Here is a 16985-nt window from a genome sequence, read left to right as displayed (position 1 = left end):
CATGCACCCCGACCACCACCGCCGCACCACCCACGCCCTCGACGCCCTCACCCGCGGCGCCCACCTCCCCTTCCTCCTCCGCGGCACCCCCGCCGAATAGGGCCTGTCCGGTGGATCCCGGCGGATCGACCACCGGCGGCGCCCGGCCCGTCCCCTCTGTAGGCCGCCCGGCGGAAAGCCACCTGGTTCGGTGTCGAACCGCCGCTTGTTCAGCGCGGTTTCGGCCGCTTCCGGTGCTAGCTTCCAGCTGCCGCGCCCGGTCGGGGCGGCGCTCTCGGCCACCATGCGAAGGAGCAGGCCATGACCCGGATCAGCGAGGCTGACGCGGAGCTCAAGAAGTCGTTGGCGCTGGAGGGCGATGCGGGGGTGAAGATCTGGCGCGTCAGCACCCAGCCGAACGCGGAGCTCGCCGCGCACTTCCTCAACATCAACCCGCCCCAGGGCGCGGGCGAGGCGTCCATCGCCCCCCGGTCCGACGGACAGTTCGACGTCTTCTACCTGAGTTAGGCCCGAGCTCTCGGCGCCGGCGTGCGGGACGGCCCCGCACCGGCGAACAACCCGCCCGCTGGTAGCTCGACTGGCGTCGGGCCGGCCTCCGCTTTGCCTCCTGGATCGCCCCCCGCACGGCGCTCCGAACGGTCAGGCCCCGCGAGTGGAGATCGATCTGACTGGGCTGTCCGGTCCGCTGGAGTCGTCGCCACTGCACGTGGGCGTCGGCGGACCGGACAGCCCAGGCGGCCCGCGAGGGCTTCGCGGGCCGCCTGAACGCCGGGAGAGGGATGCGCGGGCACGGAGGGAGCCGGCCTTCGTCAGATCTCGTACAGGTGATGCGGGATCGCTCGCCCCCAGACCGCCTCGAACGCGGTGGCGCACAGCTTCACGGCTTCCGGGTCCGAGGTGATCTCGTCCTCGACCACCGTGCCGTCGCCGGAGAAGTGGTGGACCCGGAGCAGCGCTCCGTCGAACAGCCAGAAGTCGTTCCCCGGCAGCGGGATGCTCGTGGCCCGCCGCCGGGGCAGCCAGCGGACCTCCTCGCCGGCCGTGACGTTCGCGTGGGTGACGTAGTGCTCCCACCGGATGTACTCGGAAACGGGCTCGGAGACGATCCGGGCCCGACGGACGACCACGCCGCGGGCCACGGCATCGGTGATCAACTGGTCATAGGGATGCCACCAGGACTCCCTGACCTCCCAGGAGATCCGGTCACCGCGCCGCCACGCCTCGAACCGTTCGGTCGGGGCATAGGAGTCCCGCAGCTCCAGATGGACGGCGGACCGCTCGCACTGTCCGAGGAGCTCGGCGAAGTCGGGAACGCTCGACGGCATCGCAGGCCTCCCTGATCATGGGCACCATCCGGGCCGGAAGCCTGACGACGGCCTCGCCGTCGGGTACCGAACCGTTCGCGGGGCTGGTCGCCTCGCACGCCGACCGAGTCTCGGGGTGCGTCCATCCTTGCAACAGGATCTCCTCGGCCGCCAGGTCCACCCGGACGGTGGGGCCGATGTACGTGGAACGGCGCAGGCTGCACAAGGATTGACGCGCCCGGGCGTTCGGCGAACTGAGGCACCCTTCTGCGGCCCACGGTGACGCCGTACGCGCGAGGACCGAGCTCCTCCGGCGCGCCGCGCTAAAGGAACCTACGCAGGCGGACGAAGCATCAGACGACCGTCGTGCGCGGGGCTGTCCCTGCCCCGGGGCGGTCCCTTTTCGTGAACGGAGATCTGATGCGACTGTCCGCGCGCTGCGCGTCCGCCGCTCTCATCCTTCTCATTCCGCTGGTCGCCTCGCAGGGTGCGGCAGCCGACGGCCCGTCCGGGCGGGCCGTTCCGGCCCCCCTGCACAGGGTGGCTTCGGCTGTGCCCGGCGAGTACATCGTCACGGTGGACAAGGGCCTGGACCCGGCCCGGGTGGCGGCCAGGGTCGGGGGCGTCGAGCCGCTGCACACCTACCGGCACGCCCTGAACGGGTTCTCCGCCCGCCTGGACGCCGCCCAGCTGGAGCACGTGCGGGCCCTGCCGGGAGTGGAAGCCGTGGAGGAGAACGGCGTCGTGAGCGCGCCGGACGCCACCATGACGCCCGCCTCCAAGCACCGGGAGGCGGCCACCAGCTGGGGCCTGGACCGCATCGACCAGCAGACGTGGGACCCGGTCAACGGCAAGGGCGACGGGGAGTTCAACGTCAAGGGTGACGGTGCCGGTGTGACCGCCTACCTGATCGGCACCGGCATCGAGTACGGCCACGACGAGTTCGAGGGCCGCGCGACCCTCGGCACCGACACCATCGGCGACGGCAAGGAAGGGGCCGACTGCCAGGGCCAGGGCACCCACGTCGCCGGCACCGTCGGCGGCAAGACCTACGGCGTCGCCCGCAAGGCGAACCTGGTGAGCGTGCGCGTCCTGGGCTGCGACGGCACAGGCACCTTCGAGCAGCTCATCGCCGGCATCGACTGGGTCACCGCCAACGCCAAGAAGCCCGCCATCGCCAACCTCTCCCTCGGCGGGGACAGGAACGACGCGCTGGACAAGGCCGCCACCGCGCTCTCCGACTCGGGCGTCCTGCCCGTCGTCGCCGGCGGCAACAGCTCCAAGGACGCCTGCTTCATCTCCCCCGCCGCCGCCCAACGTGTCCTCACCGTCGGTGCCTCCAACAAGTGGGACGAGGAGAGCAGCTTCAGCAACTTCGGCCCCTGCCTGTCCCTCTACGCGCCCGGCGAAGGCATCACCTCCGCCAAGCTCGGCGGCGGCAGCGCCACCCTGGACGGCTCCTCCTTCAGCGCCCCGCACGTCACCGGCACCGCCGCCCTCTACCTCGCCGCCCATCCGGATGCCACTCCCTCCGACATCAACGAGTGGCTCGACACCGAATCCACCAAGGACGCCCTGACCAAGGTCACCAAGTCCAGCCCCAACGCGCTGCTGTACACCGGCGGCCTCTGACCTGCCCTGCCGCACAGCCGCCGCCCCGCCGAGCCCACAGGGCCGGCGGGGCGGTCCCGCGTCAGGACCCGGACCGCACACGGCCCCCGGAACCCGGTACGGTCACCGGTCGCAGCGTCACCGTCCGGGCCGGGAGGCGTTCAGGGCGTGCGCACCAGCGCTTCGACCGCGGCCGCCGCGGCCCGTTCGATGAGTGCGACGCCGGTCTCCCGGGTGGGCTGACCGTCGGTGAGGACGACGACGAGCAGTGTGTGCCCCGCGCGTTCGACGATGCCCACGCTGTTGACGACCCACAGCTGCGGCGTCCCGTCCGGGAGCCAGCCGTTCTTGAGCACGGGCGGCTCGCCGGGCGCTCCGGCCGCGCCGACGCCCCAGTTCTGTTCGTCGGTGACGGTGCTCATGAGGTCCCGCAGGTAAGACCGGGATGCGGCGTTCAAGGGGGAGTCCGGCGTGAACACGGCCTTCAGGAGCGAGATCTGGTCCCGGGCCGTGGTCCGGGTCAGTCCCCAGGGTCCCGTTTGGCCGGCGTGCGCCGGGCTGAGTCCGAGCCGGGCGTTGGCCGCGTCCAGACCTGGGCGCCTGCCTATCTCGACCCAGAGTTTCTGCGCCGCGTCGTTGTCGCTGACGCGGATCATGTCGGTGGCCGACTGTCGTTGGGCGGAGCTGAGTCGGCCGCCGCGGTCCTGCGTCTGCAGCAGCAGGGTGGCCAGAATGTTGACCTTGATGATGCTCGCGGAGGTGAAGGTCTCGGCGGACGAACCGTAGGCGGCCGAGCGGCCCGAGGTGAGGTCCTCGACGGCGAGGGCGTACCGGCCGCGGTGCACGCCGAGGCCGTCGAGCGCGAGGCGCACGGCCTGTTCCGGCGTTGTCGTGCCCGGGGTGGCGGGTGCCGGCCCGGAGAACGTGCCTGGCGCTGACGGGGTCGACGGCGCTGGCGGGGTTGACGGGGTCGACGGCGCTGACAGGGTCGATGGGGCTGAGGTGGGCAGTGGGCCGGCAGAGGCGCTCCCGGCGGGCCCCGGGGCCGGGATCAGGACGTGGGCCACCATGGCGGCGCCCACGAGTACGGGTATGACGAAGGCTGTCCGATGCTTCATGCGGGCACTCGCTTTCCGACGTCCGGGCATGCGGACATCGCCTGTCGGCCGATCAGGGCGCGCAGGGGTGGTCCGTGGGTTGCCGTTGGTTTCCGCGGGTTTCCGGACCCGCCGCCGTGCGGGCTCGGTCCGGTGTCGTCCGCCTCAGTGGCGGTCGGTGCGGCTCACTTGCCGCAGGATCCGGCGATCTTCGCTGTCTCGTCGATCTCGATCGGGAAGCTCTGGGGGCCGCCGAGGTTCACGGTCCATCCGTGGGTGAGAGTTCCGGACGAGGGGTTGTCGGCGAGCCAGAAAGGGGGAGTGGTGGAGGAGCAGGTGCCGGCGGTCGGGCCCTGGTCGGATCGGAGCTGCGCGGTCACGAACAGCCTCCCGAGCCTCGCCACGGCGGTGGAGTCACCGGACTTGGTGGCCGCCACCAGCCCGCCGTAGAAGCCGGAAACCGTGGGGTCGCCCCCCTTGCTGTCTCCGACGACCGTTCGGCAGGTCAGGTCGGTCACCTTCCCTGTGACCCCGTCGAAGCTCAGGGCAGGGGTGCGGTCGAGCCGTTCGACCCCCTGGTACAGCAGGACCTCGCCCGAAGCCAGCACGCCGTCGACCGGGGCACCGCAGGTCACACCGCGGGAGTCGGTACCCCAGATCCGTTGGTACGTGGACTCGTTGGCGAACAGTGCCGCCACCTCCGCCGGATCCACCTCGGCGCGGGTGGCCGGGTTCTGGTAGCGCAGAGCGGCGAGGAACAGGGCGTTCGTCGTCCGGGACGGCGCGGCCGGGGCGGCCGGTTTCGAAGCCGATGCCGATGCCGATGCCGAAGCCGTCGGCGAGGGCGGCTCGCTGGGCGGGGGCGAAGAGGGAATCTCGGCGCTCGGTGCGGTCGAGCCCTGTACGGGCAGCGCGACGCGGCCATGATCCGCTCGGGACAGGAAGCCGGCACCCAGGGCCACGATCGCCACGGCCGCCGCCGCACCCGCCTGCAGGCGCCGGCGGCGCTGCCGCACCGACCCGATGAGGCCGTCGACGTCGTAGCTGCCCGGCGGTTCCTGCCGTGAACGGTCGAGCATGGCCGCGGCCAGCTCCTTCTCCAGGTCGTAGTCCTTCATGCCGCCCCTCCCGAACGTGCGTGCACTGCCTGGGCGTCGACGGTCGACCGGAGTTTCGACAGGCCCCGGGCCACCTGGGAGCGGACCGTGGCGGTCGAGATGTTCATCAAGTGGCCGATCTCCGCGTCGTCGAGATCCTCGAAGTACCGCAGCACCAGTACGGTGCGCATGCCGATCGGCAGGGACTGCAGCTCGCGCATCAACTCGTCGCGGACCACCAGCCCCTTGTACGGATCGACGTGTCCGTCCCCGACCCCGTCGTCCAGGGGTACTTCCGCATGTCCGCGCAGTTTGCGCCAGCGGTCGTTGGCGAGGTTCACCAGGATCCGGCGCGCATAGGCCTCCGGCGCGTCGGCGGAGCGGACCCGGCGCCAGTTCCGACAGACCTGCTCCAGCGTGGACTGCACCAGGTCGTCGGCCACATGACGCTCGCCGGTGAGCAGCAGTGCGGTCCTGAAGAGGGCCGACGACCGTGCATGCACGAAGGCCGTGAAGGCGGGGATGTCAGCGCTTCGCATGGCCACCCGGCTCGTGTGTGTTGAGCATCTTCGCCCCTCCCGAAGCCCCCCTGGCTCCCCCGCCCTACCTGACGGCGCCCGACTCGCGGTTGCTGCACGCGATCTTGGTTCGTGATCCAAGCGTTATATTCGGTGACAGGCTTCACGGGCGAACGGGCGAACGGGCGAACGGGCGAACGGGCGAACGGGCCGCCGGTGCGGTGTGCGCCGACGGCCCGGGAGCCGACGGGATGCGGGTCCTCAGCCGACCACCGGCAGGTCGACGTAGGAGGGCCGGACGGTGCCGTGGCCGATCGTGTAGGCGGCCCTGCCGTCGGCGGGCCGCAGTTCGAACGAGTCGGCGTTGGCGGCGGCGACGGTGAGCCGGATCCGGTCACCGGCCTTGAAGAGGACCGAGGTCGGCTGGAGGTCGAGGGTGACCCGCTGGGGCGTGCCCTGCGGGAACGGGGTGGAGTCGGCGGCCGCGAAGGTGCGCGGGGTGCGCAGCCGGCGCCAGTCGGGGTTGCTCCACCGGGAGGCCACGGCCCGGTCGGCGAGGGCGAGTTGGCCCTCGGTGATGTAGGTGACGCGGCCGTCCGGGGCGACGTCCTCCAGGTAGACGTGCAACGCGCCGTCGCTCGCGCCGCTGACGCCCGTCACGTCGAGGGTCACCCGGCCGAGGCCGGTCACCCTGGTGTCCTGCTGGACGGGCGGGCTGGTGTAGCTGAGCAGGCCGCGGTCGACGGCGGCCCGGTCGGGGTAACTGACCGGGTCGCCGCTGAGGTTGGTGTTCCAGCGGTCGAGCGGGCCGGTGCCGGCGGTGGGATCGAGGGTCAGCGGGTCGGTGTCGGGTCGACCGGGGACCGGTGTCGGCAGCCTCCGGCTGAGGGTGTTGCCGTCGGCGAGGTAGAGCCGCCGGTTCGCCGTCCCGGGGACCGGCCAGCGGTCGGTGGTCCGCCAGGTGCCCTCGTTGAGGGTGTAGTAGTGCACGAGCCGCTCGCCGTCGGGGCGTTCGTTGTGCTTGACGTAGCGGTCGAAGAACGCGACGGTGCGCTCGCCGATCTCCCGGCGTTCGGCTCCGGTGAGCGGGCGGCTGGGCAGGAACGGGTCGGCGAGGTACCCCTGGCCGTGGTTCCAGGGGCCGATCCAGCTCTCCTGGGTGTTCGACAGGCCGGTGAACTGGGACAGCACACCGTTGGGCGTGCCGGCGTCCAGCCAGCCGGCGTCGGTCAGGACCGGGACGCCGCCCGCCTCGATGGCGCGGCTCCGGGGTGCCACGCTGGTGACCGCCCAGCCCTGCGGGCCGTCGGTGTAGTCCCGGTGCACGCCGTTGCGGGCGAGTTCGACGAGGTTGGCGTTCCCGGCGTGCTCGGCGCGCGCGGCCGCGCGCAGGGCGGGCCCGTCCGGACCGTCGACCGGCTTCGGCGCGGCGCCGGTCAGTCCGTACTCCTCGCAGAGCCGCCGGGTCTCCTCGCTGGTCGCGCAGGTGGTGCCGCCGGCCTGGTCGAGGATCCGCAGCAGCCCGCCGTAGACGGCGACCCGGGGCTCGATCAGCAGTCCGCCGGGGCGGATCAGGTCCTCGTAGGGGTCGAAGTCGTAGGAGTTCGGCGCGGCGGCGGTGATGTGGTGGTTGCGCAGGCCGAGGGCGAGCACCGCGGTGTCGCCGCCGTAGGAGACGCCGGTCGTCCCGACCCGGCCGTTGGACCACGGCTGGGCGGCGATCCAGTCGCCGAGCGCGCCGCTGTCGTTGATCAGGGTGGCGCCGAGTTCGGCTTCGAGCGTGCCGAACGAGGCGCCGGTGCCGCGCAGATCGGTCACGACGTAGGCGTAGCCGCGGTCGTTCCAGCCGCTCGCCGTCCCGGCCCGGGGGTCGTTCTCGGGCCCGCCGGGGTGCTCCCGGGAGCGCCAGTACCGTTCCGTCTCCAGGACGGTCGGCAGCCGTCGGCCGGCCGTGGTGCCGGCCGGCAGCCAGACGTCGACGGCGATCCGGACGCCGTCCGGCATCGCGACGTACAGCGAGCGCAGCCGCGGTAGTTCGGCGGCGGCGGAGGTCGGTCCGGGAGCGGCCGCGGCGGCCGGGGCGATCGCGCACGTGAGCGCGGCGACCGCCGCCAGCAGGGCGGTCAGCGGACGGCGGGCGAATCGGGGTGGTGGCACGGGGGGTCCTCCTTCTGGTGGCGACGTGCCGGGATCCCGTTCCGCGCGGAGACGGCGTTCCGGAACGTCGGGCGTCAGTGCGCCGGAGCCGGATCATCCGCCAACGTGCGCACTGCGCAAGGGACTTGATGCTCATCGCTGAACGTCCGGCGCTCCCGAAGTGTTGCTGCGGGAGCGGGGCGGACCTGCCGCTCCGGGCCGGAGGGCGCCGGGCGGGGCGGCCGACCGCCCGGCCCGTGGCCGGTGTCGGGCGCCGCACGCCGAATCCTCGCAACGCCGGTCGGCGGGGCGACATCCCATGCTTATGGGGGGTGAATCGGCCCATTAGGGGTACCCCGCACCACTCGCCTCCGGGGCCGTTCGTCCACGCGGACGGTTTGCGCGCCGATGGGCGGGCTGCCGGAACTCCGAGGCCCTCCGGCCCGTCGACCTGCGCGGGGACGGGGGGCGAGGACAACGGACCTCAGGAGATCTGCATGACACGGCAACGGGCGCTTCGGCGCGGGGTCGGCGTGGCAGCGGTGGCGTCGGCACTGGTGGTGGGGACGGCACTCCCGGCGACGGCCGGCGTGATGACCGGCGGGACCGGCGGCAGCAGCCGTGGCGGACCCGGCCACGGCGGGACGAGGGCGGCGATGGACGCGGCCGTCCGGACCGAGGGGCTGCCCGGGATGATCGCCACCGCCCGCTCAGGGCAAGGCAGTTGGACTACAGCGATCGGAACCGCCGACACCACGACCGGACAGCCCCGGTCGCCCCGGGAACGGTTCCGGATCGGCAGCGTGACCAAGATGTTCGTCGCGACCGTGGTCCTCCAGCTCCAGGCCGAGGGGCGGCTCGACCTCGACGACACGGTGGACAGGTGGCTGCCGGGCGTGGTGGGCGGGAACGGGAACGACGGCTCGGCGATCACCGTCCGGCAGCTGCTCAACCACACCAGCGGGCTGTTCGCCTACGACGACGACCCCGGAATGGCGGCCGCACTGTTCAGCCCGCAGTTCCTGAGCCGTCGCTACGACACCTACACGCCGGAGCAGTTGGTGCGGATCGCGGTGTCGCACCCGCCGGTCTTCGCCCCCGGCGTGAAGCGCGAGTACTCCAACACCAACTACATCCTGGCCGGGATGATCGTCGCCGAGGTGACCGGACACCCGTACGGCGCGGAGATCGAGCGGCGGATCGTCCGGCCGCTGGGCCTGGGCGGCACCAGCGTGCCCGGCACCACCACCGCCGTGCCCCGGCCGCACGCGCGCGGCTACTCGAAGCTGTTCGGCGGGTCGCCGACGCCCGTGGACACCACCGAGCTCAACCCGTCGATGGCCGGCGCGGCCGGGGAGATCGTCTCCACGACCGACGACCTCACCCGGTTCCTCTCCGCGCTGATGCGCGGACGGCTGCTCCCGCAGGCGGAGTTGGACGATATGCTCACCACGGAGGGTCCCGGCGGGCTCGGCATCGGCGGCGGGACGCTGTCCTGCGGGGTCACCGTCTGGGGCCATGACGGCGGCATCCACGGGTCGTCGACGCTGGCGCTGACCACCCGGGACGGGCGGCACGCCGTCGTGTTCAACACCAACGCCGACTGGTTCACCGGCAAACTCGGGCTCGCCGAGGCCGAGTTCTGCGGCTGACCCCGACGGGATCCCACGGCTGCCGGGCGGGAACGGCTGCGCCCGCTCGGTAGCCGGTCAGTTGAACAACCAGTACTGGTTGGCCTGGCTCCCGCAGTCCCACAGCATCACCACCGGGCTGCGCCCCCAGTTGGCGATGTCCGCGCACTGGCCGGGGAAGGCGATGCTCTCCAGGCGGGTCGGGCCGGGGAAGGAGTCGATCTTCCAGGACTGCCCCAGGCCGTCGCCGCAGACGTTCTGGATGAGCTGCTCCCCGTGGCCGAGGGAGCCGTCGGCGCAGTACTGGCTGGCCTCGTTCCGGATGTTCCAGCCCCCGCTGGCGCTGTTCCAGGAGAGAGTCCAGGACTGGTTGCTGCCGCCGTGGCACGCCCACATCTGCACCCACGGCCCCCTGCCCCAGTCGTAGGCGTCCAGGCACTTGCCGGCGGCCTCGGGGCTCGCGCTGGTGATCGTGGAGGGCAGGCCGGGCTGCACGGCCGCTCCCACCGGGGCTGCCGCGGGCTGCCCGCCCGCGGCAGCCGGCCCGGCGCACAGCACCAGCGCGGCCCCGGCGGCCCCGAGGATCGGGCCGAGTCGCTTGGACACGTTCATACGTGGACTCCCGTGGTCGGACGGCGTCGGTCCCCCGACGCTAGGACCGGGCCGGCGTCCGTGCACAGACGAGTACCGGCCGTTCGTGATCACGGCCGGGCGCCGCCGCCGCGGTCGACGGCCCGGGGCGGTCCCACCCCGCGCAACGGCGCTGCCGACCCGCGTCGGTAGAGTGCCCGGACTGCAGTCGACGATCATCGGGGGCGGGTTCATGGAGCAGCGCTGGGCGAGATGGCAGCTGATCTGCGGGGGCCTCGGGGGAGCGGTGGTCGGGGCGGCGGCCGTGGGGTTGGCTATGGGAGGGTCGGCGCTGTCCGAGGCCGGCGGCGCCTGCGGCTCGGTCGCGGGACCCTGTCCGCCGGGTACGTCGGCCATGTTGGCGACCGGCATCGTCGGCGTCTTCGTGGCGATCGGCCTGTTCATCGCCGCTTTCCTGTCCGAGGGGCCGAAGAAGGGCCGTCTGATCGCGGCGGTCCTCTGCTGCGCGCTGGCGGTGCCCGGCAGCGCGCTGGCGTTCGGCCGCCTGCAGGGGCCGCCGTCCGTGAGCACCGCCTGGTCGGCTCCGGCGGACCAGCTCGCCCAGGCCGTGGCGGTGGCCGTCTGGCAGGACGGCGAGACCGTCGTCCGGGTGCGCGCCGACCGCTTCGACGCCTACCGCGCGCGGACGGGCGAGTCCGCCTGGACGCTGGACGCACCTCCCCGGAAGTCGGTCTGCGCGGTCTCGCCCGCCGTCGACGGGGTGGCCGCCGTCGGCTACGGCAGCGCCCCCGCGCCGTGCGACCAGCTCGCCGCCGTCGATCTGCGCACCGGGCGCGAGCTGTGGCGCAAGGACGGCGTCCGGCCCTCGGCGATCGAACTCGTCGGCCCCGCCACCCTGGTGGCCCTGGACGGGGAGCAGCTCGCCGCCTTCGGCCTGCGGGACGGCGCCCCGGCCTGGACGGCGGCGCCGACCGCCGGGTGCGGCTTCCGCGCGCTGTCCGCCTCGGCCGCCCGCGTCGTGGCCGTCGAGTACTGCGCGACCGCGGATCCGGCGGCGGGGACCGGGACCACCTGGCTGCGCGCCTTCGCTCCGACCGGCGCGGCCCAGTGGCGGACGAACCTCGGCGCGGAGAACGAACCCGCCACCGCGGCCGTGCTCGCCGTCGACCCGCCCACCGTCCGCCTGACCGAGCGCGGCAACCGGGGCATCGACGCCGTCCTCTCCTTCGCGGCCGTTGACGGAGCGCCCCGGGCGACGATCCCGGTCTCCTCGGCCGACTACGAGCTGACGTCCCTCCAGAAGCTCTACGCCTCGTTCCGCCTCCGCCCGGTCCGCCCGGCGGCGGTGGTCGGCGACCTGCTGGTCGCCGCCTCCGCCCGGCCCGGCGACAGCGAAAGCCGGTTCGTCGTCGCCCACTCGCTGACGGACGGCTCCCGGGCCTGGGCACGGAAGGTGGACGGCGAGGTGCGGGCCGTCACCGCCGCGCCGGACGGCCCGCTGGTGGCCGTCGAACGGGGCCGCAACCTCGACGTCGTCCACCGCCTCGCCGGGGCGGACGGCCGCACCGTCGAACGGACCGACATCCGCAAGGCGTCCTTGTACGGCACCCCCTGGCTGGGCCGCACCGACGACCGCTACGTGTTCGTGTACGAGGTCGGCACCACGTACTCCCGGCCGGCGCTGGGCATCCCGCGCCGCTGAGCCGCCGGAGTGCCGGGCCGCCGCGCCGCCCCGACCCTCAGGCCGCCGTCCACCGGCGGAGCTTCTCCGGGTTGCGGACCGCCCAGATGCGGGTGATCCGGCCGTCCACCACGTCCAGGGCCGCCACCGTGGCCGTGGCGCCGTCCCGTTGGGCGACCAGGCCGGGGCGGCCGTTGACGGTGCGCTCCAGCAGGACCAGTCCCGGGGCCCACTCCGCCATCTGCGCCAGGTACTGGGCGATCCGCTCGCCGCCCTCGACCGGTCGGACCACCGCGCTCACCAGCCCGCCGCCGTCGGCGACCATGACGGCCGACGGGTCGAGGAGGCCGACCAGGGCGCCGATGTCCTTGGCCTCCCAGGCCTGTCTGAACTCCCGCACCACGACGGCGCTGCCGGTCGCCGGGGCGGGCGCGGTACCGACCCGGCGGCGGGCCGAGGAGGCCAGTTGACGGCAGGCGGCGGGCGTCCGGTCGACGATCGCGGCGATCTCGGGGAACGGGTAGCGGAAGACGTCGTGCAGCACGAACACCACCCGCTCGGCCGGGGTCATCGACTCCAGCACCACCAGGAACGCCATGCCCACCGACTCGTCCAGGGCGATCCGGTCGGCCGGATCGGCCGTCCCGCCCGCCCCGACCGCCCACTCCGCCCCGTCCGGCAGCGGCTCCGGCAGCCACTCGCCGACGTAGCGCTCGCGCCTGACCCGGGCCGAGCCCAGCACGTCCAGGCAGACCCGGCTGAGCACCGTCGTCAGCCAGGCGCCGGGCGAGGCGATCGCCGCCCGCCGCTCCGGCGCCTGCGCGTACCAGCGGGCGTAGGCCTCCTGCACGGCGTCCTCCGCCTCGGCCACCGAACCGAGCATCCGGTAGGCGAGGCCGACCAGATGCCGCCGCTCGCCGACGGCCGCGTCCGCGTTCCGTTCGAATCTCTCGCCCTCGGTACCCATGCCGGTCGCCCCCGTTTCGTTCCCACCCGCCTCACACTTCGCGGGCCTGTTTCGTCGAACCAGCGGGACACTACCGACCCACCGCCACCAGGCAGGAAGAGGGACCGCACCATGGTCATCACGACGACGACCCAGCCCGCACGCCGCAGCCTCACTCTCCTCCGCTCCAGCATCGCCGTGCAGACCCTGGCGATCTTCTACCAGGCGACCACCGCCGGCCTGCTGCTCTCCACCTCCTACGGCGAGACCCTGCACAGCGTGGGCGCCCGGGTGATGTACGGCGCCTCGATGGTCTACCTGCTCGCCGCGGTGCTGGCCTGGCGGCCCGGCGGCGGCCCGGCCCGGCCGATCCTGTACGCGACCGGCTTCCTCGTCCTCGCCTCCGTCCAGGTGGTCCTGGGCGTCACCCACCACCCGGCCCTGCACGTGCCGCTGGGCGTGCTGATGTTCGGCCTGAGCCTGCTCGACCTGGGCCGCAGCCTGACCGCCGGTGCGCGCGGAGCCCGCTGAACTCCCCCCCAGGTCCGGCCCGTCCTTCCGGGAACTCCGGCGCCCCGGCGGACAGGAGAGGGCATGACCACTACGTCCCCCCTGTCGCGCCGGAGCGTCCTCCGGGCCCTGACCGGCGCCGCCGTCCTGGGCGGTGCGGCATCCGTCTCCGTCTCCGTCCCCGGCTCCACGGCCCTCGCCGCCGAGCCGCAGACGGAGCCGGGGACGTACACCCTGACGATCCGGCACCTGGGCCGGGACGGCCGAGTGCCGACGCACTACCGGACCTCCGTCACCGGGATCTCCGGCCCCGGCGCCGGCCGGTCCGAGCAGCCCCACGACGCCTCCGGCACCACCTCCGTGCGGCTGCCCGGGGGCCGCTACCTGCTGGAGAGCAGCCTCTGGACGGACCGGGTGGCGGACGGCACCGACTGGATCGTCCAGCCCCGGCTCGACCTCGACCGCGACACCACCGTCACCGTCGACGCCCGGACCACCGCCCCCGTCGACGTCACGCCCCCCGACGGCTCCGCGGCCTTCCTCAACAGCGGGATGTTCATCGAGGTCACGCACGAGGGAGCGACCAGGATGGCCAGCATCGTCAAGGCGACGCCGACCCTGCGTACCGCCCATCTGGGGCCCGAGACCGAGGCCGGGTCGGTCAAGCAGTGGTACGACTCCTACTGGACGACCCGCACCGGCGGCTACGCGCTCGGCCGGACCTTCTCCGGCACCCGCGCGCTGACCGGGCTCACCCACCACTGGACGGCGGGGGAGCTGGCCGCCCTGGAACTCCGCGCCGCCGCCCGCCCGGACGCCGGCGGAGCGGGGACCGGGACCGGGACCGGGACCGCGGTGATCGACCTGGCCCCGACGGTCGGACCGGCCGCCGGGCCGAGCGTCGGCGCCTCCTGGTCCCTGCCGGTGCCGGGGACGGCCACCCTGTTCGTCACGCCGGGGCGCGGCCGTTGGGACGTCGTCTACACGGCCCCCGCGGCCCCCGGCGCCCGCCCGAACCGCTACTTCGTCGACGGCATCGCCCTCCGGGCCGGAGCCACCACCGTTCACACCTTCGACAGCCCGGTCGTCGGGCCCGCGCTCATCGGCCGCGCCGGTGTCGAACGCGACGGCGACACCCTCACCGCCGACCTCCCGCTGCTCGCCGACGGCGACGGCCACGTGCCGACGGCGCCGTCCTTCGACACCGCCTGGGCCGGGCTCTACCGCGACGGCGCGCTGCTCCACGCGCGGTCCGGCGGGCTCGACCGGGCGACGTTCACCGTGCCGTCCGGCCCGGCCTCGTACCGGCTGGCCGCCACGGTGGCCCGCCGGGGCGCGACCGGCGCGACCACCCGGGTCAACGCGTCGTGGACCTTCCGCTCGGCCACCACGACCGGCCCGGTCCCGGTGCCGGTGTCGGTGAGCGTGGTCCGGTTCTCGCCCGGACTCGGTCCGGCCGGCACCGCGCCGGCCGGGAGCCCGATGCGGGTGCCGGTCACCGTGCAGGGCGCCGCCGCCGACGGCCGGGTCCGCTCGCTGACGGTCTCGATGTCCGCGGACGGCGGCAGCTCCTGGACCGTGCTCCCCGTCCACGAGGGTGCCGTCACGGTGCCGAACCCGGCGGCGGGCACCTCGGTCTCGCTGCGGGCGGAGCTGACCGACACCGACGGGAACACCCTCGACCAGACCCTCGTGGACGCCTACCGCACCGGGTGACCCACGCAGCGGCCGCGACCGCCCCGGTCGGCGCCGCTCCGGTCAGCGCTCCGGGCGGACGCCGGGCGGCGGGGTGATGCCGAACTCGGACTCCAGCAGCTCCCGCAGCGCCTCCGGGCCGTCGACCCGCTCCACCGTCACCGTGCCGTCCCGCGCGGTGCGGGTGAGGGTGGTGCCGTCCAGGGCCAAGTGCCCGTCGACGTACGTCCGTTGCACGAACAGTCGGCGGAACGGCGAGCGCGGGTGGGTGGCCACGTGCCAGTTGGCGACGCCGATGTCGGGCAGCGGCGCGGCGTCCAGGGTGAAGGACACCAGCTCGATCCAGGTGTCCCCGGACCGGGCCTGGAGCACCCACACCGGCGCCGGGCCGTCGGCCTCCTCCAGTACCAGCCGGTGCCGCCGGCCCCGGCCCTCCCGGACCGGCCCTGGGACCATCGGCAGCGGCTCCAGCAGGGCGTCGATCGACCCGAAGCCGACGTCGACCAGGTACCGCCCCTCGCCACCCCCGGGCCCCTCGCCACCCCCGGGCACCTCGATGCCCAGCACCAGGTGGGTACGGGGCCGGATCTCCCCGGGCCGGGCGCCGACCCGCACCCGCCCGGTGTACCGGGTGACGCCGTAGCCGAGCTGCTCCAGCACGTCGGCGAACAGGGTGTTCTGCTCGAAGCAGTACCCGCCGCGCGAGCCGGCGACGAGCTTGGCCTCCAGGTCGGTGAGGTCCAGCGAGGGCACGGTGCCGATCACCACGTCGATGTTCTCGAACGGGATGCCCAGCACGTGCGCGTGTTGCAGTGATCGGAGCGTGTCGAGGGTGGGAGCGCGTCCGCCGTCCCACCCGATGCGTGCGAAGTACTTGTCGAGATCGACGCTCATACCGCCACCGTACGGACCGGGCGCCGCCCGGACCTCCGGCTGCGGTTCGGGTCGTCCTCGACCCTCCGACCTAGGTCCATTCCGCGACATCGGTCGGGGCCGGGTCGGGGCCGGTCAGGACCGGTCGGAAGCGGTCGTCCCTGGTCGGGGCCCCTGGTCGAGGACCTCTGGGCGGCGTGGTCGGGCCCGGCTCAGCCGCCGATCCGCACCACGTACTTGCCGGTCGCCCGCCGCTCCGCCATCGCGTCGTGGGCGGCCGGGACGGCGGCCAGGCCGGGCAGTTCGGTGACGGGCAGCTCCAGGCCGCCGTCCGCGAGCAGGCCGACGACCCGGCGGACCGCCCGGGCGAGCCGCTCGGGGGCCGTGGCGGCGAGGCCGCGGTGGCTGAAGCCGGTGACGGTCAGGTTGCCCGCCATCAGGCGGGCGAGCGGGGGCAGATCGGCGACGGCGCCGCCGCCCGCGTTGCCGAACAGCACGATCCGGGCGCCGGGTGCCGCCACGGCGAGGTCGAGCTCCAGGGCCTCGGTGCCCAGCGGGTCGAGCACGAGGTCGACACCCCGGCCGTCGGTGGCGGTCCGGACCGCCTCCGCGAGTGCCTCGTCGCGGGCGAAGGCGTGCTGGTAGCCGGTGGCGAGCACGGCGGCGGCCTTCTCCGGGCGGCCGACGGTGCCGATCAGCCGGCCGCCGCCGAGCAGCGGGACGAGCTGGGCGAGGGCGTGGCCGATCCCGCCGCCCGCCGAGTGCACCAGGACGGTGTCCCCGGCGGTGAAATTGCCGGCGTCGGTCAGCAGCAGCAGTGCGGTGGCCAGGCCCAGGGGGACGGCGGCGGCCTCGCGCAGCCCCACCCCGTCCGGGAGCGGCACGGTGAGCGCCGCCTCGGCGGTCACCACCTCGGCGAGTCCGGCACCGACGGGTGCGGCCACCACCCGGTCGCCGACGGCCAGTCCGGTGACGCCCTCGCCGAGCGCCCGGACGGTGCCGGCCACCTCCTTGCCGGGCCGGTACGGCCAGTCGGCGGCGTACGCGGCGTCGCCCCGGCGGGTCATCACGTCGACGAAGTTCAGTCCGGCGTAGGCGACGTCGACCGTCACCTGTCCGGGGCCGGGCTCGGGCTCCGGGAGCTCCTGGACCTGGGAGTTCTCGGACCCGCCGGGTGCGGTCATCACCAGTGCGCGCATGGGTGTCGGTCCCCTCGACTACGATGTTCGACGAACTACGAAATTGAACGCGGGACAGTGGTACCACGCAATTTCGATGGATGTCGAACATCGCAG

At 73.8% G+C, this 16985-nt stretch carries 15 protein-coding genes and 1 pseudogene; 6 read left to right on the top strand and 10 right to left on the bottom strand.

All coding sequences use genetic code 11. The annotated features are described in order from the left end of the window. The first annotated feature begins 300 nt into the window (after positions 1–300). Positions 301–507 (top strand): hypothetical protein, encoded by a 207-nt coding sequence (locus ADK60_RS01750; RefSeq protein WP_053642606.1) that lies wholly within the window; start codon positions 301–303, stop codon positions 505–507. Between the two features lie 302 nt (positions 508–809). On the opposite strand, the gene ADK60_RS01745 is transcribed toward ADK60_RS01750, so the two are convergent. Together ADK60_RS01745 and ADK60_RS46085 are read right to left on the bottom strand one after the other, a co-directional pair. Next, positions 810–1325, bottom strand: a complete 516-nt coding sequence (locus tag ADK60_RS01745; protein WP_053642604.1) for a DUF6879 family protein — start codon at positions 1323–1325, stop codon at positions 810–812. Beyond that, positions 1300–1530, bottom strand: a pseudogene (locus ADK60_RS46085) (hypothetical protein); the annotation flags it as partial. The pseudogene ADK60_RS46085 and the gene ADK60_RS01745, both read right to left, overlap by 26 nt. Positions 1531–1724: 194 nt before the next feature. On the opposite strand from ADK60_RS46085, the gene ADK60_RS01740 reads away from it, so the two are divergent. Beyond that, positions 1725–2936 (top strand): S8 family peptidase, encoded by a 1212-nt coding sequence (locus ADK60_RS01740; RefSeq protein ID WP_053642602.1) that lies wholly within the window; start codon positions 1725–1727, stop codon positions 2934–2936. Between the two features lie 140 nt (positions 2937–3076). On the opposite strand, the gene ADK60_RS01735 is transcribed toward ADK60_RS01740, so the two are convergent. From ADK60_RS01735 to ADK60_RS01720, 4 genes are all read right to left on the bottom strand, one after another. Beyond that, positions 3077–3787, bottom strand: a complete 711-nt coding sequence (locus ADK60_RS01735) for a serine hydrolase (RefSeq protein ID WP_159400256.1) — start codon at positions 3785–3787, stop codon at positions 3077–3079. A gap of 410 nt (positions 3788–4197) precedes the next feature. Then, a complete protein-coding gene (locus ADK60_RS01730) occupies positions 4198–5130 on the bottom strand; it encodes a hypothetical protein (RefSeq protein WP_053642600.1) in 933 nt (310 codons plus the stop codon). Next, positions 5127–5648 (bottom strand): SigE family RNA polymerase sigma factor, encoded by a 522-nt coding sequence (locus tag ADK60_RS01725; protein WP_053642598.1) that lies wholly within the window; start codon positions 5646–5648, stop codon positions 5127–5129. The genes ADK60_RS01730 and ADK60_RS01725 overlap by 4 nt, the downstream gene beginning before the upstream one ends. Before the next feature lie 240 nt (positions 5649–5888). Then, positions 5889–7784 carry a CocE/NonD family hydrolase gene (locus ADK60_RS01720; protein ID WP_053642596.1) on the bottom strand — a complete coding sequence of 632 codons (1896 nt, stop codon included), beginning with the start codon at positions 7782–7784 and terminating at the stop codon, positions 5889–5891. 476 nt (positions 7785–8260) lie between these two features. Between ADK60_RS01720 and ADK60_RS01715 the strand changes: the two genes are divergently transcribed. Continuing rightward, on the top strand, positions 8261–9415 hold the full coding sequence (locus ADK60_RS01715; protein ID WP_053642594.1) for a serine hydrolase domain-containing protein: 1155 nt from the start codon (positions 8261–8263) through the stop codon (positions 9413–9415). A 57-nt stretch (positions 9416–9472) separates the two neighbouring features. On the opposite strand, the gene ADK60_RS44405 is transcribed toward ADK60_RS01715, so the two are convergent. Continuing rightward, the gene (locus ADK60_RS44405; RefSeq protein WP_053642592.1) at positions 9473–10006 is read right to left on the bottom strand and encodes an RICIN domain-containing protein; all 534 of its coding nucleotides are present in this window, start codon (positions 10004–10006) and stop codon (positions 9473–9475) included. A gap of 373 nt (positions 10007–10379) precedes the next feature. Here ADK60_RS44405 and ADK60_RS01705 point away from each other — a divergent pair, with 373 nt between their 5' ends. After that, entirely contained in the window at positions 10380–11687 is a 1308-nt protein-coding gene (locus tag ADK60_RS01705; RefSeq protein ID WP_053642590.1) for an outer membrane protein assembly factor BamB family protein, read from the top strand. 37 nt (positions 11688–11724) lie between these two features. Here ADK60_RS01705 and sigJ read toward each other — a convergent pair whose 3' ends face one another. Beyond that, positions 11725–12633: an RNA polymerase sigma factor SigJ gene (sigJ, locus tag ADK60_RS01700; protein ID WP_053642588.1), complete on the bottom strand. Its 909-nt coding sequence runs from the start codon at positions 12631–12633 to the stop codon at positions 11725–11727. 111 nt (positions 12634–12744) lie between these two features. Between sigJ and ADK60_RS01695 the strand changes: the two genes are divergently transcribed. Further along, positions 12745–13143 carry a hypothetical protein gene (locus tag ADK60_RS01695; protein ID WP_045943511.1) on the top strand — a complete coding sequence of 133 codons (399 nt, stop codon included), beginning with the start codon at positions 12745–12747 and terminating at the stop codon, positions 13141–13143. A gap of 63 nt (positions 13144–13206) precedes the next feature. Continuing rightward, positions 13207–14838 (top strand): hypothetical protein, encoded by a 1632-nt coding sequence (locus tag ADK60_RS01690; RefSeq protein WP_053642586.1) that lies wholly within the window; start codon positions 13207–13209, stop codon positions 14836–14838. 42 nt (positions 14839–14880) lie between these two features. On the opposite strand, the gene ADK60_RS01685 is transcribed toward ADK60_RS01690, so the two are convergent. After that, positions 14881–15711 (bottom strand): arylamine N-acetyltransferase family protein, encoded by an 831-nt coding sequence (locus tag ADK60_RS01685; protein WP_053642584.1) that lies wholly within the window; start codon positions 15709–15711, stop codon positions 14881–14883. 191 nt (positions 15712–15902) lie between these two features. Continuing rightward, positions 15903–16889, bottom strand: coding sequence for a quinone oxidoreductase family protein (locus ADK60_RS01680; protein WP_053642582.1), 987 nt, complete (start codon positions 16887–16889; stop codon positions 15903–15905). Positions 16890–16985: the final 96 nt, after the last annotated feature.

Origin of the sequence: Streptomyces sp. XY431 (assembly GCF_001279805.1) — a bacterium.
In the GTDB taxonomy this organism is placed as follows: Bacteria; Actinomycetota; Actinomycetes; order Streptomycetales; family Streptomycetaceae; genus Kitasatospora; species Kitasatospora purpeofusca.
This window is presented reverse-complemented; position numbering and strand designations above follow the sequence as displayed.